This window comes from Citrobacter sp. U14242 (assembly GCF_046555775.1).
In the GTDB taxonomy this organism is placed as follows: Bacteria; Pseudomonadota; Gammaproteobacteria; order Enterobacterales; family Enterobacteriaceae; genus Citrobacter.
In genome coordinates this window covers 142,318-162,895 of sequence record NZ_JBKGLW010000001.1, presented here as the reverse complement: position 1 = coordinate 162,895, position 20,578 = coordinate 142,318, and the positions used below count along the sequence as shown (strand labels likewise).

At 55.8% G+C, this 20,578-nt stretch carries 20 protein-coding genes; 1 reads left to right on the top strand and 19 read right to left on the bottom strand.

Annotation, left to right across the window (positions count from 1 at the left end; translation table 11 throughout):
- Window positions 1-51: 51 nt before the first annotated feature.
- The 18 genes from eutR to maeB form a co-directional block, all read right to left on the bottom strand.
- On the bottom strand, window positions 52-1,104 hold the full coding sequence (eutR, locus tag ACLJXE_RS00730) for an HTH-type transcriptional regulator EutR (RefSeq protein WP_410749825.1): 1,053 nt from the start codon (window positions 1,102-1,104) through the stop codon (window positions 52-54).
- A gap of 48 nt (window positions 1,105-1,152) precedes the next feature.
- Complete coding sequence (gene eutK / locus ACLJXE_RS00725; protein ID WP_286628946.1) at window positions 1,153-1,683, bottom strand: ethanolamine utilization microcompartment protein EutK; 531 nt, start codon at window positions 1,681-1,683, stop codon at window positions 1,153-1,155.
- Window positions 1,684-1,694: 11 nt separating this feature from the next.
- Window positions 1,695-2,354, bottom strand: a complete 660-nt coding sequence (eutL, locus tag ACLJXE_RS00720; RefSeq protein ID WP_198903394.1) for an ethanolamine utilization microcompartment protein EutL — start codon at window positions 2,352-2,354, stop codon at window positions 1,695-1,697.
- Between the two features lie 9 nt (window positions 2,355-2,363).
- On the bottom strand, window positions 2,364-3,260 hold the full coding sequence (gene eutC, locus ACLJXE_RS00715; protein ID WP_410749824.1) for an ethanolamine ammonia-lyase subunit EutC: 897 nt from the start codon (window positions 3,258-3,260) through the stop codon (window positions 2,364-2,366).
- A gap of 20 nt (window positions 3,261-3,280) precedes the next feature.
- Complete coding sequence (gene eutB / locus ACLJXE_RS00710) at window positions 3,281-4,642, bottom strand: ethanolamine ammonia-lyase subunit alpha (protein WP_005121914.1); 1,362 nt, start codon at window positions 4,640-4,642, stop codon at window positions 3,281-3,283.
- A gap of 11 nt (window positions 4,643-4,653) precedes the next feature.
- Entirely contained in the window at window positions 4,654-6,057 is a 1,404-nt protein-coding gene (eutA, locus tag ACLJXE_RS00705; RefSeq protein WP_410749823.1) for an ethanolamine ammonia-lyase reactivating factor EutA, read from the bottom strand.
- The gene (eutH, locus tag ACLJXE_RS00700; protein ID WP_286628940.1) at window positions 6,054-7,286 is read right to left on the bottom strand and encodes an ethanolamine utilization protein EutH; all 1,233 of its coding nucleotides are present in this window, start codon (window positions 7,284-7,286) and stop codon (window positions 6,054-6,056) included. The genes eutA and eutH overlap by 4 nt, the downstream gene beginning before the upstream one ends.
- A 27-nt stretch (window positions 7,287-7,313) precedes the next feature.
- A complete protein-coding gene (gene eutG / locus ACLJXE_RS00695; RefSeq protein WP_286628939.1) occupies window positions 7,314-8,501 on the bottom strand; it encodes an ethanolamine utilization ethanol dehydrogenase EutG in 1,188 nt (395 codons plus the stop codon).
- A complete protein-coding gene (gene eutJ / locus ACLJXE_RS00690; RefSeq protein ID WP_286628937.1) occupies window positions 8,491-9,330 on the bottom strand; it encodes an ethanolamine utilization protein EutJ in 840 nt (279 codons plus the stop codon). Before eutJ ends, eutG begins: the two co-directional genes overlap by 11 nt.
- A gap of 12 nt (window positions 9,331-9,342) precedes the next feature.
- Window positions 9,343-10,746 carry an aldehyde dehydrogenase family protein gene (locus tag ACLJXE_RS00685; protein WP_410749822.1) on the bottom strand — a complete coding sequence of 468 codons (1,404 nt, stop codon included), beginning with the start codon at window positions 10,744-10,746 and terminating at the stop codon, window positions 9,343-9,345.
- Between the two features lie 11 nt (window positions 10,747-10,757).
- The gene (eutN, locus tag ACLJXE_RS00680; RefSeq protein WP_137384744.1) at window positions 10,758-11,045 is read right to left on the bottom strand and encodes an ethanolamine utilization microcompartment protein EutN; all 288 of its coding nucleotides are present in this window, start codon (window positions 11,043-11,045) and stop codon (window positions 10,758-10,760) included.
- Window positions 11,046-11,155: 110 nt separating this feature from the next.
- On the bottom strand, window positions 11,156-11,449 hold the full coding sequence (gene eutM / locus ACLJXE_RS00675; RefSeq protein ID WP_003835054.1) for an ethanolamine utilization microcompartment protein EutM: 294 nt from the start codon (window positions 11,447-11,449) through the stop codon (window positions 11,156-11,158).
- A gap of 39 nt (window positions 11,450-11,488) precedes the next feature.
- A complete protein-coding gene (pta, locus tag ACLJXE_RS00670; RefSeq protein ID WP_271454148.1) occupies window positions 11,489-12,505 on the bottom strand; it encodes a phosphate acetyltransferase in 1,017 nt (338 codons plus the stop codon).
- Window positions 12,502-13,305, bottom strand: a complete 804-nt coding sequence (gene eutT, locus ACLJXE_RS00665; protein ID WP_410749821.1) for an ethanolamine utilization cob(I)yrinic acid a,c-diamide adenosyltransferase EutT — start codon at window positions 13,303-13,305, stop codon at window positions 12,502-12,504. Before eutT ends, pta begins: the two co-directional genes overlap by 4 nt.
- Before the next feature lie 9 nt (window positions 13,306-13,314).
- Window positions 13,315-14,022, bottom strand: a complete 708-nt coding sequence (gene eutQ, locus ACLJXE_RS00660) for an ethanolamine utilization acetate kinase EutQ (protein WP_286628934.1) — start codon at window positions 14,020-14,022, stop codon at window positions 13,315-13,317.
- Complete coding sequence (gene eutP / locus ACLJXE_RS00655; RefSeq protein WP_016153958.1) at window positions 14,000-14,479, bottom strand: ethanolamine utilization acetate kinase EutP; 480 nt, start codon at window positions 14,477-14,479, stop codon at window positions 14,000-14,002. The genes eutQ and eutP overlap by 23 nt, the downstream gene beginning before the upstream one ends.
- Before the next feature lie 12 nt (window positions 14,480-14,491).
- A complete protein-coding gene (gene eutS / locus ACLJXE_RS00650; protein WP_286628933.1) occupies window positions 14,492-14,827 on the bottom strand; it encodes an ethanolamine utilization microcompartment protein EutS in 336 nt (111 codons plus the stop codon).
- 159 nt (window positions 14,828-14,986) lie between these two features.
- Complete coding sequence (gene maeB / locus ACLJXE_RS00645; RefSeq protein WP_271440170.1) at window positions 14,987-17,266, bottom strand: NADP-dependent oxaloacetate-decarboxylating malate dehydrogenase; 2,280 nt, start codon at window positions 17,264-17,266, stop codon at window positions 14,987-14,989.
- 279 nt (window positions 17,267-17,545) lie between these two features.
- On the opposite strand from maeB, the gene tkt reads away from it, so the two are divergent.
- Entirely contained in the window at window positions 17,546-19,540 is a 1,995-nt protein-coding gene (gene tkt / locus ACLJXE_RS00640; RefSeq protein ID WP_410749820.1) for a transketolase, read from the top strand.
- Here tkt and ACLJXE_RS00635 read toward each other — a convergent pair.
- Window positions 19,530-20,573: a DUF1176 domain-containing protein gene (locus tag ACLJXE_RS00635; protein ID WP_286628931.1), complete on the bottom strand. Its 1,044-nt coding sequence runs from the start codon at window positions 20,571-20,573 to the stop codon at window positions 19,530-19,532. The genes tkt and ACLJXE_RS00635 overlap by 11 nt on opposite strands.
- Window positions 20,574-20,578: the final 5 nt, after the last annotated feature.

Below are 20,578 nucleotides of genomic sequence, written 5' to 3'. Positions count from 1 at the left end.
CCGGAGAAGACGCATTAGCGTCGCATCCGGCACGGCACAAAATTCATATCATCACGCCCACTGACGCATGCGCTGATGCAGCGTCAGCGAGGGTTTTTCCGCAAACAGCTGCTGGTAATCGGTAGCAAACTGCCCTAAATGCCAGAATCCCCACTGCATCGCAGCATCTTTCACCGTCGCACTTTGTGACCACGGGCTAATAAGCTCCCGGCGCACAGCATTCAGACGAATACGTTTTAACCAGGCATTCGGTCCGATACCCAGGATCGCGTGAAACGCGTTTTGCAGCGTGCGACGACTCACATGTAGCTGGTTGCACAAGTCGAGCACGGTCAGCGGCTCTGACATATTTTCCAGCACATATTCGCGCGCACGCGACAGCAGGCGGCGATAGCTCTGATGGCTGATGCTTTCAGCGGTCATCATTGGCTGAGCGTCTTCCAGCATAGTGCCCATCGCCAGCAGCAGGTTATCACCCAACACTTTGCGCACCGCCGGTTGATGAAGGTTCTCAGGATTTTCACTAAACGTCGCCAGCGCCTGTTGCACAAAGCCCCATAACGCTGCTTTATGCTGCTCTTTTACTTCCAGCGCCGACTGGTTGCGCAGCATATGCAACACCCTTTCCGGGTTATGCAGGAAGTTAGCCTGACGCGCAATGGTGTCTTCAGAGATAACGACGCCAAGAATGGTGTAGTCATCCGGCGTACTCAGTTCAAACTCCGTTCCGCCTGGGCGGGTCGCAATTTCAGCACTGCCAAGGCATTGCGTACCAATAAATCCCTGCTCGCCACGCGTAGCCGGAATACCAAACCAGAACGAGTTCGGCCAAACCAGGCATGACTGGCGCAGCGCCAGACCGGTGTATTCACGGAACACCTGAATATCATCAAGCAGGATTTCCGTGAACTCGCCATGAAATTTTCCCGGATGCAGTTGATCGTAAATCTGCTGCCAGGCGGTAATCGTCAGGGCATGCTCATACACATCTGTTGTTCGCCGTTGGTGAACGTTGTCCACCTCCACCTTCGGCGTAAGTTTAACGTCTTCGGGTAATGCTTCATGATAAAGATGGTGCAGGCTTGCAGTACGGGTCTTTTTCATGATCTTTTAAGCCGGAAGCTTCAATGAAGCCCCCGGCCCTCCGACAGGTTAATTTTTTAAGCGATAGCGACTACTGCGTTTACGCAACGCTCCGTCAGAAAAGAGCTGTTCCAGCGCATTTCTGGCTTTATCAAGTGACCAGCCAAAGTGCGCGGCCACTTCCCCTGCCGTCATTCCTTGACGGGTCGATGCCAACAACGCCAGGAGCTCATCAGAAGATTCAGATGTCACAGGCGTTTCCTGCGTCTTTTCCGCTTTGGCTTCTGGCATCATTTCTGGCTTTGGTGCAGATTTCTTCGGCGCACGTTTAAAACCGCCGATCAGCCACTGGGTGTCATCATCCGGCCGCCCTATCTCCTTACGGCTGATAACACGACCTGTACGCGCAGCAGCAGCACTGCCAGCATCCAGCGCAGCACGGCATGCCGCCAGATCGCCTTCCACCACCAGCGTCAGCCTGCCAGGATCGAGCACTTCGTGGCTAAGCAGTCGCACGTTCGCAGCTTTCAGCATGGCGTCCGCAGCATCAACAGCAGCCACCATGCCATCCACTTCCAGTAATCCCAGTGCATTGATCATCACAACCTCTCTTACGCGCGTTGTACCGGATTACGGGCAATATCCAGAACGGCATCGGCAAAGGCGTTACAAGCAGCTTTACATGCGGCCTGACTGCCGGTCAAAAACGCCGCTGAGTAGTTGGTTTCTGACGGTGGTGGAACGTAGGTCACCAGTTGTACATCGGCAGATTTCAGTGCAGCATCAATACCGAATGTCGCTTCCAGCGGCGGCGCCACCAGATAAGCCATGGGATCGCCAAGTCGACATCCCGCTGTCGCAGAAAGATACGAACCCGTGCGCGATACGACGTGCGCCAGGAAGGCGGTATTTTCTGCGTCATTTGCCCACTGGAACGCCGCGCCACTTTCAATATTGGCAACCATGGCGTCCAGACCCGCGCGAACTTCAGCCGGGTTCGGCCCACCGAGCATAATCAGCACTTCACCTGCAGTGGGAGAAGGCCCGTGCGCCGCACCGGCATACAATGAGCGGCCATAAACCACTTCCACCATCGCCTGTTTTGTCGCTTCGTCTGCGGCAATATACGCCACGTCATCAGAATCTGCTGTGATGAGCCCGAGGCTACGTATATGTGGCGGTAATTTAAGTTCGCGAGCAAAACCGTCATTTACCGAGGCAATCACGCGCATCGCGGTGACTGATGGTCTTATCAAATCTAATGCTGGCATGATGCCTCCTTAACGGGTCATATTGATGCCGGATGCTTTTTGCTCCAGCATGCGCTTGGCCAAATCGACGATTACCGCAGCCGCTTCTACCGGAGGCGTACCGCCCTGGTGAATGTTCGAGATACAGGTGCGGTCAGCTTCAACAGTGGTCGCCACGCGCGGTGAATAGACGGCGTAGCAGGAAAGACTTTCCGACTGGCCGAGGCCCGGACGTTCACCCACCAGCAGGATCACCGCTTTCGCGCCGAGCAGTTCACCGATCTGATCTTCAATTTTCACGCGGCCATAGCGAACAAAGAACGGTGTCCCGACTTTTAATCCGGCCTGTTTTAAGCCTGACAACAGCGGCGGCAGGATCTCTTCGTAGTTGGCGGTGATGGCGTCGGTAGACAGACCATCAGAGATAATCACCTGCACATCCGGGTTCATTACACACTGTGATTTCAGCGCTTCAATGGCTTCTGCGCTCAGACGACGCCCCATGTCCGGGCGCGTCAGGTACAGGTTTTTGTCACTGATTTCCGAGCGCACTTCCAGCAGCCCTTGTGCTTTTACCCACTCTTCCGGCACTTCTTTCAATACCGTATCTTTCGAACGTGAGTGGTCAGCCAGGAAGCGCAGTAGCGCCTGAGTACGTGGACGCGGACCCGCACGACCGGTACATACACGCGCGGCAGTGCTGCGGCGCAGTTCTGTCAGCACTTCTGCGCGGTGTGGGTTTTCAACGCCAATCCACGCTTTCGCTTCGGCTGAACCTAAGTCCATCGCACAGCTTTCACCCGTTGGTGCGGCACACTGCGTGGTGCTGCATTTCACTTCCGGTGACGGTGCCTGAGCCTGCGGCTGTGACGCCCCCATTGACGCCATTACGCTGCGTACAATTTCTTCAATCTGTTTTTGATCCATCGTATGTCATCCCCGCGTCATCAGAAGAACAGTGACGGATCGCCCGCCCGTTTGGTCAGGCGACCGTTTGCCATAATGCCCATGGTTTCCAGCCAGCGTTCAAACTCCGGCGACGGACGCAGGTTCAGCAGCTGGCGCACGGTCGCGGTATCGTGGAAGGCGGTGGTCTGGTAGTTGAGCATGATGTCGTCACCGAGCGGCATGCCCATGATGTAGTTGCAGCCAGCGGTGGCGAGCAGAATCATCAGGTTTTCGTTGAGGTTCTGGTCGGCATCAGCATGGTTGGTGTAGCAGCAGTCACAGCCCATTGAGATGCCGCTCAGCTTGCCCATGAAGTGGTCTTCCAGACCGGCACGAATAATCTGGCGGTCGTTGTAGAGATACTCTGGCCCAATAAAGCCCACCACGGTGTTCACCAGGAATGGATCGTAGTGACGCGCCAGCCCGTAGTTACGCGCTTCCATCGTCACCTGATCGGCACCGAAGTTAGCGCCAGCGGAAAGTGCAGAACCCTGCCCGGTCTCAAAGTACAGGCAGTTTTCCCCGGCAATACGGTTAAACTCCGCGCCCACGGCACGTGCTTCATCCAGCATTGCTAACTCAACGCCAAACTCTTTTAAGCCTTTTTCACTCCCGCAGATACTCTGGAAAATCAGCCCGCCCGGCGCGCCGCGACGAATGGCTTCAATCTGAGTGGTAACGTGCGCCAGTACGCAGCCCTGGGTCGGGATGTTAAATTTGTCGATTACGCCATACACGGTATCGAGGACGCGGCTTAAGTTCTCCACATCATCCGTTACCGGGTTGACGCCAATGACCGCATCACCCGCACCAAAGGAAAGACCTTCATAGATCTGAGCCGCGATACTCTGTACATCGTCACGGGTATCATTCGGCTGTAAACGGCAGCTAAAGGTGCCCGGCAAACCAATGGTGGTGTTCGCCTTTTTGATCACCGGCATTTTCTTGCCACCGTAGATAAGATCCGCGTTGGAGCAAATCTTAGCCACGCCTGCGACCACTTCTGACGTTAACCCTTTGCGCATAAACGCAATGTCATCGACAGAGGTTTCATCACTCAGCACATACTCGCGCAGCTCACTGATGCTCCAGTTTTTGATGCGGTTATAGGCCGTTTCGTTGACGTCATCCTGAATCAGACGCGTAACGCAGTCTTCTTCATAGGAAATCACCGGGTTGTTGCGGATATCCGCCACCGTCATTTCCGACAACACCTGCTTGGCAGCCACACGCTCCTGCGAGCTGGTTGCGGCCACTCCTGCCAGCACATCCCCCGAACGCAGTTCGTTGGCTTTTGCCAGCACCTCTTTTACATCCTTAAACTGATAAACATTGCCGAACAATGTGGTCTTTAGTTTCATAAGTCGTTCCCTCAGGAAGGAAATGCGAGTGATTTCACCGTCACCGGCACAACCGATCCGCCAAAAAGAGGCGTACCAATGTCGATATAGTCCCCCGCCCGGACAACCACCTCATCGATGACTGCCAGCGGGTGTTGCTGTAACTGTGGGCGTAACAGCATGCCCAGGGCTTTACCAAAATCCTGCTCGGCTACCACCAGCAGGGGATGCGGATTCGGATAACGCGCGATGAAGGCCAACAGCGCGTCAATAACCGTTAACAGTGCGGCATAGCGCACCGGTAACGAACCGGGCAGCGCCAGCACATAAGCATCTGTTTGTGGATCCAGATCGAGCTGCATCAACGCCTGCTGCCAGGCAGCAACCAAATCGGACTCGTCCACCGGAATCGCCACCGGCAGATTGCGCAGCGGAAGCTGAACGCCCTCCAGCCAGATGGTGCTGCCCGAAAGCGACAGCGTATGCGCACCAGCGCCAATCACCGTGGCGCGCACGGTTTGCGCCGGGAACTGCACGTTCATCTCACGCAGACGCGGATGCTCATGCAGCGCCGTGGCGAGCAGTGGCCCGATGTCGGAAAAACAGAAAGGATCGGCAGGTTGATTGCGGTAGCATTCGCCCACCCCGCCGGACAACGTAATCACTTCCGGTTTCACGCCCGCAGGCAGTAGACCGGTTTGCATCAGTGCCTGTGCCAGTGGTGAAAGCGTGCCTTCAATCACTTCAACAATCAGCGCCGCCATACGCCGCGCCACCTGAACCAGTTGCGTGGCGTTAAGCGAACGAGCGTCGGTGCCAGGACCAAAAACGTCATCGACAATCATCTGTCCCGGCTGATGCGCATGAACCACGCGCCCCTGGCCGTCCGTTTCCAGCAGACGCCCACCGACGTTCAGGCAGGCCGAACCGCTGACTTTTCCCGCGTCGAACAGCACGTAGTTGGAAGTCCCCCCGCCGATGTCGATATTCAGTACACGGCACAACTTCTGCTCTGACAGGGTCTGAGCACCCGCACCATGGCCAGCAATCACCGATTCCAGATGTGGACCGGCGCTTGCCACCACGAAATCGCCCAACGACTGGGAGAGCGTCATCACCGCCGGACGAGCATTGCGGGTTTTCGCACTTTCCCCGGTAATGATGATCGCGCCGGAATCGACGGTTTCTGGTGCGATGCCCGCGGCCTGATACTGTGCCAGGATCAACGCTTTCAGTTCGGCTTCTTTCAGCCCGCCCTGCTTATCAACGGGGGTAAAGAAAACCGGGCTTTGCCAGCTAATTTCGCGTTTGATGAATTCGTAGCGCGGCACCTGCGACACTGCCGCACGGTTAACCAGCTCAAGGCGGGAGAAGATCACCTGAGTGGTGGTGGTGCCGATATCGATACCGACGCTCAGTAGCTGGCGAGTGTTCACGATTGCGCCTCCGGGTTGGTTTCCACTTCTGCAGACACGTTTTCGTCTTTCGGTACCAACAGCATAGCCACACCAATCGCCGTCACGCCGCCAATCAGCTTGCCGACAATCATCGGGAAGATCATGGCGTTCATGTTCGCTGCGGCGAAGCCTAAGTGGTCACCCAAAGCGAAGGCCGCAGAGACCGCAAAGGCGCAGTTGATCACTTTGCCGCGGGTATCCATATTCTTCATCATGCCGAACATTGGGATGTTGTTCGCCAGCGTCGCCACCATACCAGCAGCTGCAATATTATTGATTTTTAACAGATTACCAACGCTCATCAGCGGTTTTTCGAACCAGCGAGTCAGCAGCAGTACCATTGGGTACGCACCAAGCAGTACGCAGGAGATAGAACCGATAACTTCGATGGCGCGCATCACTTCACCCGGCGTGTCTCCCGGAGCCATGAAGATAGGATCAAGACCCGGGATCAGCTCCCAGCCGAGCAGGAACTTAATCACTGCCGCAGCCAGACCGATGGTGATCAGTGCCACCAGGAACTTGGCGAAGATCTGGAAGCCGTTGATCATTTTTTCCGGAATGAATTTCAGTCCCAGCGCCACCAGCACGGCAACAATCAGTACCGGGATCATGTTCATCAGGATCAGCGCAAAGGTGAATTCCACCGGCTGCCCGTTGATTTCGACGCCGGAGTACATCGCTATCAAACCACCCGCAATACACCCAATAGGAATGGTGACGATACCGGCCAGCACGCCCAGCGCCAGATAACGACGGTCAGACGGTTCAATAATCCCCAGTGCAACCGGAATGGAGAACACCAGTGTCGGCCCCATCATCGCCCCGAGGATCAGACCAGAGTAGAGCCACGCCGCAACGTCGCCGCCCGCCAGTTCTTTCGCCAGGAAGAAACCGCCCATATCGCACGCCAGCAGCGTTCCGGCAAACATCGACGGGTTCGCGCCCAACATTTCGTACAGCGGAATAATCACCGGACCGAGTACATGCGCCAGTACCGGCGCCAGCGCGGTCATACCGACCATCGCCAGACCCAGCGCGCCCATCGCCATAAAACCTTCTTCAAACTGACCGCCCGATCCCTCAATACTCTTACCGAACTTGCCGAGGAAGCGTGCCGAACCGCCGAACTGCGACAGGATCCTGTCCACGGCGGCAATCAGCATAAAGAACATCATGATGTACATGATGATTTCGTTAATTCCCATAACCTTCACTCCCTGTCATATGTGTATTTATTGTGCCGCCGCATACAACGCGATAATGTCGGCCTGCGTGGCGGTTCGTGGGTTACTGCGAATACAAATGTCCTCCAGCGCAGCGTGTGCCCAAGCGCTGTAATGCGCGGGTTCAGCACCAACGTCAGAGAGTCGTTTGGTCTGGCCCACTTCGTTAATCAGATCGCTAACAGCGCTGATGGCATCACGATCGTCTGATTTCTTATTGGTTAATGCCCGCCCGATATGACTGAAGCGCTCACGGCACACCATGCGGTTAAACCCCATTACCGTAGGTAACAGCATGGCGTTAGCCTGCCCGTGAGGAATGTGCAGCGTCGCACCCGGCTGGTGCGCCATCGCGTGACACAAGCCCAGCCCCGCACTGGAAAACGCCATTCCAGCCATACAGGATGCCAGTAACATGCTTTCACGCGCCGCCAGATCATGGCCGTAGCCCACTGCTTTCGGCAGCGATTTGCCGATCATCGCAATCGCGCCAATCGCCAGGCTGTCGGTAAACGGCGTCGCGTTCAGGGCGCTGTACGCTTCAACCGCGTGAGTCAGCGCATCGATGCCGGTCATTGCCGTCACGTGCGCCGGAACGCCTTCCGTCAGCGCGGCATCCAGAATCGCCACATCCGGCATCAGCGTCGCGTGCGCCAGCACTTTCTTCAGCCCTGTCGCGGCATCAATAATCACCGTGACGTTGGTCGTTTCTGAGCCTGTTCCAGCGGTGGTCGGGACAGCAATCAGTGGCAACCGTGGGCATAACACGCTGCGTTCGTCCATGTCAGCCAGCGTCTGGGTCGGATTGGTCACCAGCAGCGCCACTGCTTTGGCGGCATCCAGCACGGAGCCGCCGCCAAAGGCCACGACGCCGTCGCACTTCGATTCACGCAGTTGCGCTACCGCCGCGCAGACATCAGTGATGCACGGTTCGCCCACTGGGCACGGCCACAGCGTCATCGCCACACCTTTCATCGCCAGGCTACGTTCAAGCGAGGCAGTCATTCCCGCCTGATGCAGGAAGCTATCCACCATGACGAACATATGCGTCAGTCCGCGCGTTTGCGCTTCCTGCCCGCAGATGCTGAGCGCACCCAATCCGCACAATGTGACAGGGGGAACACTAAACGTTTTAACGCGTTGCAGATTCAGGGTGTCGAATGCCTGAAAGAGCGCGGTCTGCAATTCAGCTTGCATAGATTCCTTCCGCTTTTTCTTTTCCGCTATTTGCAATCGCCAGCGGGGTCATGAACAGGCTGTGCTGCGGTAAGTGCACGTGCAGTTCCGGAAAACGCTTACGGAACAGCTCATCGACTCCCGGCTGCATGCAGGAACCACCGGCCAGCCATAAATCGGTAACTCCCTGTCCTGCAATATGGTGAGCTACGATTTCCGCCATCTTTTCGTAGACCGGCTTCACCACCGGCCAAATTTCTTTACCGTTGCTGCGCTTGTACTGCTCAGCTTCTTCGAGCTGAATGCGGCGATTTCCGGCCAGCGTCAGGGATATGTGGTGTCCACCGGTCGCTTCGTCGGCGGAGTAGGTCACTTTGCCCTGCTTCACAATGGCGATCCCGGTCGTACCACCACCAATATCGACGACTCCGGCGTTATCCAGCTTTAGCAGATCCGCCACGGCGGTTGGCTCATCCAGAACATGGCTAACCTCAAGTCCGGCGGACTCCAGCACGTTGATGGAAATACGCGGGTCCGTTCCCGGCGGGAACGAAGTCGCCGCATGGGTAAAACGACAACCTAACTGTTGTTCAAGCGTATCGAGATGGCGACGAACGATGGTCACCGCACCGAAGAAATCCCAAACGATGCCATCACGCACAACATCAGCCCAGTCCAGACAGACCGCAACCGGCTGCCCGTCGCTGTCGACAACCATCGACACCACATCGCAGGTTCCCAAATCAACGCCCAGCCACAGCGGTGAATCGCTCGCAGCGGGCGTCTGGTTACATAACGTTGCCGCTTTTTGCAGTCTGGGTGTGAGCCAAAGCTGTTCGTCGTGCGCCATCTCTTTCACTCCTTATACAATTCTGAAGGCGTCCACCAACACACAGCGACGCAGGCGTACAAACGTGCGCGCACTGGTCACCCCTTCCCCGGTTGGCGTGGTAATGGTCATGGTGGTCCAGCCTTCGCCGCCCAGTCCAAGACCGGCAATGCACGGTCCGTTCTTGACGAAAATGCTGGTATCGATGGCATTAGCCATGCGGTTCATGTTGTCGATATTGCGTGAGTGCATCGCCGCCGTATGGTGGCAACCACCTTCGAGCGTGACCGCCAGCGCAATGGCTTCGTCAACGTTAGCCACCCGCACTACCGGCAGCACCGGCATCATCAGTTCAGTCACCGCAAACGGATGCGTGGCGGAGGTTTCGACGAACAATAAGCGGGTTTGCTCCGGGACGTTCAGGCCAATCGCTGCGGCGATTTTTGCCGCATCGCGCCCGACCCAGTCACGGCTGACCGTGCCTTTACCGCGTTCGTCGACATTTTTCAGCAGTACCGGCTGCAGCTGTTCAGCCTGAGCGGTCGTCAGTTTGACCGCGTGCTGGCCTTCCATCAGACGCATCAGCTCGTCAGCAACGCTATCCACGACGATCAACACTTTTTCATCGGCGCAGATAATGTTGTTATCAAACGACGCACCTTTGACGATGGATTGCGCGGCGCGAGCCAAATCGGCGGTTTCATCCACCACCACCGGTGGATTACCTGCGCCTGCGGCAATCAGACGTTTGTTGGTGTGCTTACGCGCAGACTCCACCACCGCTTCACCGCCGGTAACCACCAGCAGGCCAATGCCTGGATACTTGAACAGACGCTGAGCGGTTTCGATATCCGGATTGGCAACGGTAACCAGCAGGTTTGCCGGACCACCCGCAGCCACTACAGCCTGGTTAAGCAGGCCGATCGCGCGCTGAGAAACGCCTTTTGCTGCCGGATGCGGCGCAAAAACCACGCTGTTGCCGGCGGCAATCAGACTGATGGCGTTATTAATGACGGTCGCAGCCGGGTTGGTGGACGGCGTTACCGACGCCACTACGCCCCACGGCGCGTTTTCAATCAGCGTCAGGCCGTTATCGCCGGTCAGTACCTGTGGAGACAAGCATTCCACGCCCGGCGTGCCGCGTGCCTGCGCCACGTTTTTGGCAAATTTATCTTCAACGCGTCCCATGCCGGTTTCACTGACGGCAAATTCCGCTAATTCTCTGGCGTGTTTTTCGCCCGCTTCACGAATGGCGTGAATGGCTAACTGACGCATAGCGACGCTTTTCAGCCCTTGCTGGGCCAGTTTTGCGGCCGCCACTGCGTCATCCAGGGAGGCAAAAACGCCCATTTCTTGAACGGCATTAACGGGCTGGCTGCTGTCTTTCATTTTCAGCAGCACCGCTTTCACGACCTGTTCAATATCCTGTTGATTCATGATTTTCTGCCTTATTTGTGGAAGATCACCTGACCACCTGCCACCACTTCATCGACAATGCCAATCACGCACAGATCGACAGGCGATGATTCGTTATGGTGCGCCTGACGGGCGGAGCTTCCACTGACCAGCAGAACCCACTCTCCGTTTCCCGCTCCGATGCTGTCGATCGCAACAGCACACTGCCCGTCAGGATTTCCCTGGGCATCAATCATTTCCACCATCAGCAACTTATCGTGCGCAAGTCCCTGATGGCGTACGGTACAAACGATTTGTCCTGTGACGATTGCCAGTTTCATACCCGCCTCCGTGGCATATTTCAGGTAAAACCTCCCCCTACCCTCCGCAGAAGGTAATGTGAAAAGGAGAGAGGGTGACGCCAGCAATGATGTGGCGTCACATGGACTACTTACATGTCGTTGCTATCGCCTTTAAAGCTGATCGGGAAGACTTCTTCCAGATCGCCATGCGGGCGCGGAATCACGTGTACAGAAACCAGTTCACCAATGCGCTGTGCTGCAGCTGCGCCCGCATCCGTTGCCGCTTTGCAGGCCGCCACGTCGCCACGAACCATTGCAGTAACCAGACCGCCACCGATCTGCTTCACGCCAACCAGTTTCACGCGTGCCGCTTTAACCATTGCGTCAGAAGCCTCAATCAGTGCAACCAGGCCCCGGGTTTCAATCATTCCTAATGCTTCCATTGTGCTTTCCTCTTAAGTAGAAGGGGTCCAGAACGGGACCTAAACAACCAGTGTTTGTGAGGCGTCTTCACGACTCACGTCAGTCTGGCGCGGCACTGCTGCCACCAACGCCAGTTCGATAATTTCCTGTACGCTACAGCCGCGAGAAAGGTCATGAAGCGGTGCGGCAAGCCCTTGAATCAACGGACCGACGGCACGATACCCTCCCAGGCGCTGAGCGATTTTGTAACCAATGTTGCCTGCCTCCAGTGACGGGAAGACCATCACATTGGCATTGCCGTGTAGCGGGCTGGCAGGCGCTTTTTGCGCGGCGACATCCGGTACAAAAGCGGCATCAAACTGCAGTTCACCATCAACAGTAAGCTGCGGTGCGCGTTCACGAACAATGTCCGTGGCCTGCTGCACGTTGGCCACGTTGGGATGGCGCGCGCTGCCATTACTTGAAAAGGACAGCATGGCGACACGCGGCTCTTCTCCGGTAATGGCCTGCCAGGTCTGCGCACTGGCAATCGCAATATCCGCTAACTGCGCAGCGGTTGGCTGCGGCACCACGCTGCAATCGGCAAACCCTAATGACGGCCCGAGGTACTGCGGCAGCATCAGGAAAATCGACGACAGCGTTTTGCATCCCGGCTGTAACCCAATGATGCGTAGCCCTGCACGCAGCACATTCGCGGTTGATGACAGGTTGCCCGCAATACACACATCGGCTTTACCTGCGCTGACCATCGCGGCGGCGAACATTAGCGGATCGTTGAGTTTCTCAAGTGCATCTGGCGGCGTTTTCTCTCCCGCACGGGCCAGCCAACGCAGCGCAAATTCCTCTCGCATTTGCGGGTTGCTTTGTGGGTCGATCACCTGAATACCGTCCATTGCCACGCGATGGCTGAGGGCAAACTGGCGCAGCGCGAACGGGCTGGCGACGAGAATGGGATGCGCCAACCCGTGCTGATGCAGGTAGTTCGCGGCTTTCAACACCCGAACATCCAGCGCATCCGGGAACACCACCCGAGCGGGTGCGCGCTGAGCGAGTTGGCGAGCACGTTCAATGATCATTGCTTCTCCCCCAGTCGCTGTTGGATTTGGCTGACGCTTAGCGGATGCTTCGCCACGCTCAGAATCATCATCACGTAGACCGTACTCGACAGGCGATTCAGCGCCTGCAAAATGTCCGGTCGCAATACTTCAAAACTGCGGGTGATAAACACCTGCGCCGCTACAGTTTCCGTTTCACGTACTTTGGTGCGCAGCAGATTAAGCAGTGCAGCGTCACGACCGTGACTGGCTTCCGGCACCAGATGATCGTGGTCCAGGTAACGCAGCGGCTGGTGCGAGAGTCGGTGTAAATCTTCGTCGCTTAAACCGACGATTGACTGCTCAGACAGCGGTTCGTCCATGGCATCGGCACGCATAATGTTGCCCAAACGTGAGCGGATATCCGCCAGCCATGGCTGCCACGGCTCCGCCAGTTCAATCTGCAGCCACACCGCCAGACCAATGGTGCTGTCCAGCGCCGCACGAAATCCCAGTCGCGGATCGCTTTTGGCAACCATCTTGTCTGCCGTCAGATGCGTCAACGTGTCAGGTTTCTTCGCCACCGGTTGATGACACAGCTCGCAGGTCGCCTGCGGATGTGTATCGCTGCTGGTTAAACCATGCACCGGCTGCGGCTGCTGTTCCTCGTCGTCAACAAACAAGCTTCCCTGCTCGTCGATATACTTAATGCGCAGACGACGGCTTTCCAGCAACTCCCGGGCAGACGGCGTCAGGCGAGCATCAGCGGGGAGGTGAATTTCAGCCCCTTCGCTGAGCGTATGGTTCGCTCTGAGCCATGCTTCGGTAATGAAATCCTTCATACATCCGCCTTAGCAGGACTGCCAGTTCGCAGGCCAGGCCACATACAGGAATTTCACAGTCGATGGCGTACCAAACTCGATGCTGGAACCCTTCGGGATAAACATCACATCCCCGGCTTTCGCAATCATGGTTTCGCCTTCATGACGAACGTGCAGTTCGCCTTCCAGAATCATGTCGATTTCGTCGTAATTCAGCGTCCATGGGAAAAACGCGTTATCCCACTGCATGAAGCCGGCGGCCATGCTACTGCCGTCCTGATCGGTCACTAAGTCGGTTAAGCCGACGCAGTGCGGTTGAGCACCGTCAAAACGACCAAACTTCACACTGCTGCCGTCAATGACTTTCACGCCGCCCTTGCCGGTAACCGACGTGAAGCTCGGCTGCATTCCGCCCTGCTCCAGCGACTGCTTCTCCTTCATGACTTTATCCATCAGCTGCGCGACCAGACTTTCGGTGAACTGCCCTTCCGGCAGTTGCGCGATGATGGTTTCGCGAATGCGCTGACTTTCCGATTTGCCATCATCCACTGGAGCGGCCGCAGCAGCAGTTGCTGCAACTGGCGCTGATTCATCGCATTCAGTGATAGTGACGCCCAGCAGCTCCGCAACCTCGCGAGCCTCCGGGGTGATGATGCTGGCGCGCAGAACAACCGACAATTCCTGTTCGCCGCGTGCGTGGGCCGCACGAATATCGTTAGCTGTGATGAGTTTTTTCACCTGCCCTTTCCTCCTTTTGGCTGAGCTCAGTCAGATAATCCACCAGGTGCTGCACGCTGCGCGGGTCATGGCTATTGAGTTCAAAAATTGGCTCCTGGAACCCTATCCCGCGAAGTAGTTGTCGCGTTGCGGCGACGTCGGCATCCGGCATGTCCGTTTTGCTGATAACGGCGATTTGTCGTTTACTGGCGCCGATATCCAACAGCCCGGCAGGTAAGCGACTTTCTTTATCATTTGCCGCGTGTATATAAATCAACGTATCAACATCTTGCAGCGTGGTAATTAAGGCGTGATACCAGCGCGGATGGCTAAAATATTCTCCGGGTGTATCGATATCACCGTTTTCATTAAACTCCACGGCCTGCGTTTTTCTGGCGAGGGAATAATTTCCCTGGAGCGCATTAAAAAGCGTTGTTTTCCCCGCCCCGACCGTACCGACAAAAGCAATACGTTTCATCGCCGCCTCTGATTAACTTTTTGTCAGGTTGCACAAAGTGAAATTTAATACCCGACCCAGGCCGCTAACGGTCTGTAATAATGCTTCTTCGACCGCACCAACAGAGCCGTAGATCACCAGCGCACCGCTGAATCTATCGAGAAAACCGATATGTACATCTGCTGCCTTCATAGCAAAATCACCGGCAATCATCGCGGTTTCGCCCGGCGTCAGCGTCATGATGCCGATAGCACCCGCTTCGGGAACGCCGATCTTTTTCGCCAGTTCTTCACCGGGGTGCGCAATCAGATGCGCCAGCGTGACCTGTTTTCCCGGCACAAATTCCTGAATGATGCGTTCTTTTTCCATTGCTCACCGCCTCTGCTAAAACTGTCCTCATCGTGGCAATTTTTTGTCAGAGTAAATAACAAAATTCGGCAAGTGGGTTTAAAAGGTGAAGTAGATCACTAAGAAATGAAAAATAAAAAGGCGCGGGAGAACCCCGCGCCGGAATTAATTAAAGTGAAATTACAGCGGTTGCGTTTGGGCTTCTACGACCGCCAGCGCCACCATATTAACGATACGACGAACAGAGGCGATCGGCGTTAATACGTGAACCGGTTTAGCGACCCCCATCAGTACCGGACCCACGGTAACACCTTCCGAACTGGACACGCGTAGTAAGTTGTAACTAATACGCGCCGCTTCCATATTTGGCATCACCAGAATATTGGCTGAGCCTTTCAGTGGGCTGTCCGGCATTCTGTCGTTACGAATGCTCTCTACCAGCGCCGCATCGCCGTGCATTTCACCGTCGATCATCAGCTCAGGCGCACGCGCCTTAATCAGCTCAAGCGCGTCGCGCATTTTGCTGGCGGATGGGCAGTTGGAGGAGCCAAAGTTAGAGTGCGACAGCAACGCCACTTTCGGTTCGATACCGAAGCGACGCACCGTTTCTGCCGCCATCACGGCGATTTCAGCCAGCTGTTCCGGCGTAGGGTCATCGTTAACGTAGGTATCCGCAATAAAGGTGTTTCCGCTTGGCAGCAGCAGCGCGTTCATCGCCCCTGCCGTATGGACACCTTCACGATGACCAAACACCTCTTTTACCACGCTGAAATGCTCATGGTAGTCGCCAATCGTACCGCAGATCATTGCATCTGCTTCGCCACGCTGCACCATGATCGCACCGATCACCGTGGTGTTAGCGATCACTGCGCGCTGCGCCTGTTCCTGGGTAATACCGCGGCGCTTCATGATCTGGTAATACTCGCTCCAGTACTCTTTGAAGCGCGGATCGGATTCATTATTGACGATCTCGAAATCGACGCCCGCTTTGATCTGCAGACCCAGCTTCTGGATACGCATTTCGATCACGCTCGGACGACCAATCAGGATCGGCTTCGCCAGGCCTAAGGTGATCAATTCCTGCGTTGCATGCAGTACACGCGCTTCTTCCCCTTCCGTCAGCACCACGCGCTTCGGCGCTTTACGTGCCAGCGAGAATATCGGCTTCATGAATAAGTTGGTTTTGTAGACGAATTCGGTCAGCTTATCGATGTAAGCGTCAAAATCAGCAATCGGACGTGTCGCCACGCCGGAATCCATCGCCGCTTTCGCTACCGCTGGCGCGATTTTGACAATCAGACGTGGGTCAAACGGTTTAGGAATAATGTATTCCGGGCCGAAGCTCAGATCCTGGTCGCCATAAGCCGAAGCCACGACTTCGCTCTGTTCAGCATGCGCCAGTTCAGCAATGGCGTGTACCGCGGCCAGTTTCATCTCTTCGTTGATAGCGGTCGCACCAACGTCCAGCGCGCCACGGAAGATGAACGGGAAGCACAGGACGTTGTTAACCTGGTTCGGATAGTCAGAGCGGCCAGTACAGATAATGGCGTCAGAACGCACCTCTTTTGCCAGCGGCGGCAGGATTTCCGGTTCCGGGTTTGCCAGCGCGAGGATCATCGGCGCACGGGCCATTTTCTTGACCATTTCCTGAGTCAATACTTTTGGACCCGAGCAGCCGAGGAAGATGTCCGCACCATCAATCACGTCATCCAGCGTTCGCTTACCGTCATCTACCACCGCATAAGCCGCTTTGGTTTCCGCCATATTCGGCTCGCGATCTTTGTAAATCACGCCTTTGGAGTCGCAGACCACAATGTTGTGCTTCTGCATGCCCAGCGCCACCAGCAGGTTCATACAGGCAATCGCCGCAGCACCTGCACCGGACACCACCATGCGCACATCAGAAATATTCTTCTCTACCACCCGCAGACCGTTAAGAATTGCGGCCGTACTGATAATCGCAGTGCCGTGCTGGTCATCATGGAATACCGGAATATTCATGCGCTCACGTAGCTTTTGCTCAATGTAGAAACATTCCGGCGCTTTGATGTCTTCGAGGTTGATACCGCCAAATGTCGGTTCGAGGGCCGCCACGACATTGATAAATTTATCCGGATCGAGTTCATCGACTTCAATATCGAACACGTCAATTCCGGCGAATTTCTTAAACAGAACGCCTTTCCCTTCCATCACCGGCTTGCCAGCCAGCGCACCAATATTGCCCAGTCCCAGCACCGCAGTACCGTTGGAAATAACCGCAACCAGATTACCGCGCGCGGTATATTTGTAGGCCGCCAACGGGTCTTTTTCAATTTCCAGACAGGGAGCTGCAACACCGGGTGAATAGGCCAGCGCAAGGTCACGTTGGGTGGCAAGAGGTTTGGTCGGAGAAACCTGAATTTTGCCTGGTACTGGAAATTCGTGGAAATCGAGGGCGCTTTGTTTTAACTGGTCATCCATCTTGTTGTTCCTTTCACGTATCGATCAAAAAGTGTCGCAGGTAACCCTTCTACTGAGGCGCACATTATCACCTCAGTCAACGGCGCAAACTTTGAAGGTCCCCAAACTCTCACTACTCAAAGAAAGAATTTGTTATCAATTTATAACAGCCATGTTACCTGCTTAAGCCAGCAATACCATCCCTGTCTGCTATGCTTTTTGCTGACAACGCCCGCAATTTTCCCAAAAGTGTGAATCACAACACGCATCTAACGCTTTACTTTTCAAGGAGTATTTCCTATGACCCGTAAAGAGATTGCCAATGCCATTCGTGCGCTGAGTATGGATGCCGTCCAAAAAGCCAACTCAGGCCATCCCGGCGCACCGATGGGTATGGCCGATATCGCCGAAGTGCTGTGGAACGATTTTCTCCGCCATAATCCAGGCGATCCTCACTGGTACGATCGTGACCGGTTTATCCTGTCCAACGGTCACGCCTCAATGCTGCTCTACAGCCTGCTACACCTTTCCGGCTACGATCTGCCGTTAGAAGAGTTAAAGAATTTCCGCCAGCTGCACTCGAAAACGCCAGGACATCCGGAAATTGGCTACACGCCGGGCGTGGAAACCACCACGGGTCCACTGGGTCAGGGACTCGCAAACGCCGTCGGGATGGCCATAGCTGAACGGACGCTGGCTGCACAGTTTAATCAGCCGGATCACGAAATTGTCGACCACTTCACCTACGTCTTTATGGGTGACGGCTGTCTGATGGAAGGGATTTCTCACGAAGCCTGTTCGCTGGCGGGCACGCTGGGACTGGGTAAACTGATCGGTTTCTACGATCACAACGGTATCTCGATTGATGGCGAAACCAAAGGCTGGTTTACCGACGATACCGCGAAACGCTTTGAAGCGTATCACTGGCATGTGGTGCACGAAATAGACGGCCACGACCCTGAGGCGGTGAAGAAAGCCATTCTTGAAGCCCAAAGCGTGACCGATAAGCCGTCGCTGATTATCTGTCGGACGGTGATTGGCTTTGGCTCACCGAATAAGGCCGGGAAAGAAGAGGCGCACGGCGCGGCGTTGGGTGAAGAAGAAGTGGCGTTGACCCGTCAGAAGCTGGGCTGGCACCATCCGGCCTTTGAGATCCCGAAAGACATTTACCGGGCATGGGATGCACGCGAAAAAGGGGAAAAAGCGCAACAGAACTGGAAGGCGAAATTCGCGGCTTACCAACACGCATACCCGGAACTGGCAGCGGAATTTACCCGCCGGATGCGCGGCGAACTCCCCGACGAATGGGAAAAAACAACCCAGAAATACATTACCGAATTACAGGCTAATCCGGCCAAAATCGCCAGCCGCAAGGCTTCGCAAAATACACTGAACGCCTACGGGCCAATACTCCCTGAACTGCTTGGTGGTTCGGCAGATCTCGCGCCCAGCAACCTGACTATCTGGAAAGGCTCAGCATCCCTGAAAGAAGATCCCGCTGGCAATTATATTCACTACGGCGTGCGTGAATTTGGCATGACTGCCATTGCCAACGGCATCGCTCATCACGGTGGTTTTGTGCCGTACACTGCGACCTTCCTGATGTTTGTCGAGTATGCCCGTAACGCCGCACGCATGGCGGCACTCATGAAAGCCAGGCAGATCATGGTCTATACCCACGACTCGATTGGTCTGGGAGAAGATGGACCGACGCACCAGGCGGTCGAACAACTCGCCAGCCTGCGCCTGACGCCAAATTTCAGCACCTGGCGTCCGTGCGATCAGGTGGAGGCAGCGGTCGGCTGGAAGCTCGCGGTGGAGCGTCATAACGGACCCACGGCGTTGATCCTCTCCAGACAGAATCTGGCGCAGGTTGAACGCACTCCCGAGCAGGTGAAGCAGATTGCCCGCGGTGGCTATGTGCTGAAAGACGGTGGAGGAAAACCCGATGTCATCCTGATTGCCACCGGGTCAGAAATGGAAATCACGCTGCTGGCGGCGGAGAAACTGACGGGTGAAGGTCGTAACGTCCGCGTGGTCTCCCTGCCCTCAACGGATATCTTCGACGCCCAGGACGAGGCGTACCGGGAATCTGTCCTGCCAGCAAACGTCAGCGCGCGGGTAGCAGTCGAAGCGGGCATTGCCGACTACTGGTACAAATACGTCGGGCTGAAAGGCGCAATTGTCGGCATGATCGGCTACGGGGAATCCGCCCCTGCGGACAAGCTATTCCCTTTCTTCGGCTTTACGGTGGAGAACATCGTCGAAAAAGCGCATAAAGTGCTTAACGCGTGATCCACAATGTAGGCCAGGCATCAGGGCCATGCCAGTTATCACAGCTTGGCTCTTGTGCGTAACGCACCAGACGAAAGCGCTGGCCGTCAAAACGCCAGCGCGTCTGGATCCCGCAGTCCGACAATCCACGGCCTTTGGCGAGAGTGACCAACTCACGAGATTTCTCGTCAAACGTGGCATTGGTCAGCTCCATGTCGGTACTGTCTGCATCGGTTTTAAATGGCAGGCTCAGGCGTACAGCGCGAGAGGTAAACGGTGTGGCGCGGGAAACGGTCCATGCCAGATCGATCGTGTTGTACGCCCCTGCTTCGCAGCCGATCATCAGCAGCGCTTTGTCGTCTGTTAAGGCGAAAACCCGCATCTCACGACGCATGGGATCGAGTGAACAGCGGATGCCATTGATCCGCCAGTTGCCATAATCCAACAGCTCGCTACGCTCCTGTTGAGTGAGTGGCGTTGGCGTGGAATTAACCACCGCCACACCTTTCAGGGCAGGAGCCGGTGGAACGCTGAGCGGCGGCTCGTCTCCTTTCTCAATCCAGGCGGTTTCACTCCCGACGCGCTTTTGTTGCGCATCAATAAACAACAATGCGGCTTTCAGCCCAGACAGAGAAAGCGTTTGCGTACCTTTTTGCAGGGTAATGGCTTTCGCATCCTGCACCGTTTGTAAAAAGGTACCGATGGTAACCGGATCATCCGTCATCAAATGCCAGGGCGTAATACGCCAGTGTTCACCGGCCAAGGGGAGTGGCGCGCCGTCCAGCAGCAAGCGCGGCGCAATATCGGCCTCTTTGACATCAGGAGAATCCATACCGCCAAGTTCAATACGTAACACGGCATCGGTATGCGCCCCGGCACTGCGGCTCAGGGTCATCACCAGACCGTGATGATCTCCCGTATTGCGCGCCACGCAGAAGTTTTGATTGTTGCAGGTCACCTGCCAATCTGAAAATGCCTGCTGCGCAGGCGCCGCCCACAGCAAGCGGGCCGGTAGCAGGCCGAGCAGGAATAAGAAAATAATGCGATAGCGCATGGACG

Excerpts from the sequence above, each read along its gene's own strand:
- eutT (WP_410749821.1), bottom strand. The coding sequence starts at position 13,305 with ATGAAGGATTTCATTACCGAAGCATGGCTCAGAGCGAACCATACGCTC.
- eutG (WP_286628939.1), bottom strand. The coding sequence starts at position 8,501 with ATGCAAGCTGAATTGCAGACCGCGCTCTTTCAGGCATTCGACACCCTG.
- eutC (WP_410749824.1), bottom strand. The coding sequence starts at position 3,260 with ATGGATCAAAAACAGATTGAAGAAATTGTACGCAGCGTAATGGCGTCA.
- eutH (WP_286628940.1), bottom strand. The coding sequence starts at position 7,286 with ATGGGAATTAACGAAATCATCATGTACATCATGATGTTCTTTATGCTG.
- eutM (WP_003835054.1), bottom strand. The coding sequence starts at position 11,449 with ATGGAAGCATTAGGAATGATTGAAACCCGGGGCCTGGTTGCACTGATT.
- ACLJXE_RS00635 (WP_286628931.1), bottom strand. The coding sequence starts at position 20,573 with ATGCGCTATCGCATTATTTTCTTATTCCTGCTCGGCCTGCTACCGGCC.
- eutP (WP_016153958.1), bottom strand. The coding sequence starts at position 14,479 with ATGAAACGTATTGCTTTTGTCGGTACGGTCGGGGCGGGGAAAACAACG.
- eutL (WP_198903394.1), bottom strand. The coding sequence starts at position 2,354 with ATGCCAGCATTAGATTTGATAAGACCATCAGTCACCGCGATGCGCGTG.
- eutB (WP_005121914.1), bottom strand. The coding sequence starts at position 4,642 with ATGAAACTAAAGACCACATTGTTCGGCAATGTTTATCAGTTTAAGGAT.
- tkt (WP_410749820.1), top strand. The coding sequence starts at position 17,546 with ATGACCCGTAAAGAGATTGCCAATGCCATTCGTGCGCTGAGTATGGAT.
- eutR (WP_410749825.1), bottom strand. The coding sequence starts at position 1,104 with ATGAAAAAGACCCGTACTGCAAGCCTGCACCATCTTTATCATGAAGCA.
- ACLJXE_RS00685 (WP_410749822.1), bottom strand. The coding sequence starts at position 10,746 with ATGAATCAACAGGATATTGAACAGGTCGTGAAAGCGGTGCTGCTGAAA.
- pta (WP_271454148.1), bottom strand. The coding sequence starts at position 12,505 with ATGATCATTGAACGTGCTCGCCAACTCGCTCAGCGCGCACCCGCTCGG.
- maeB (WP_271440170.1), bottom strand. The coding sequence starts at position 17,266 with ATGGATGACCAGTTAAAACAAAGCGCCCTCGATTTCCACGAATTTCCA.
- eutK (WP_286628946.1), bottom strand. The coding sequence starts at position 1,683 with ATGATCAATGCACTGGGATTACTGGAAGTGGATGGCATGGTGGCTGCT.
- eutJ (WP_286628937.1), bottom strand. The coding sequence starts at position 9,330 with ATGGCGCACGACGAACAGCTTTGGCTCACACCCAGACTGCAAAAAGCG.
- eutS (WP_286628933.1), bottom strand. The coding sequence starts at position 14,827 with ATGGAAAAAGAACGCATCATTCAGGAATTTGTGCCGGGAAAACAGGTC.
- eutN (WP_137384744.1), bottom strand. The coding sequence starts at position 11,045 with ATGAAACTGGCAATCGTCACAGGACAAATCGTTTGTACCGTACGCCAT.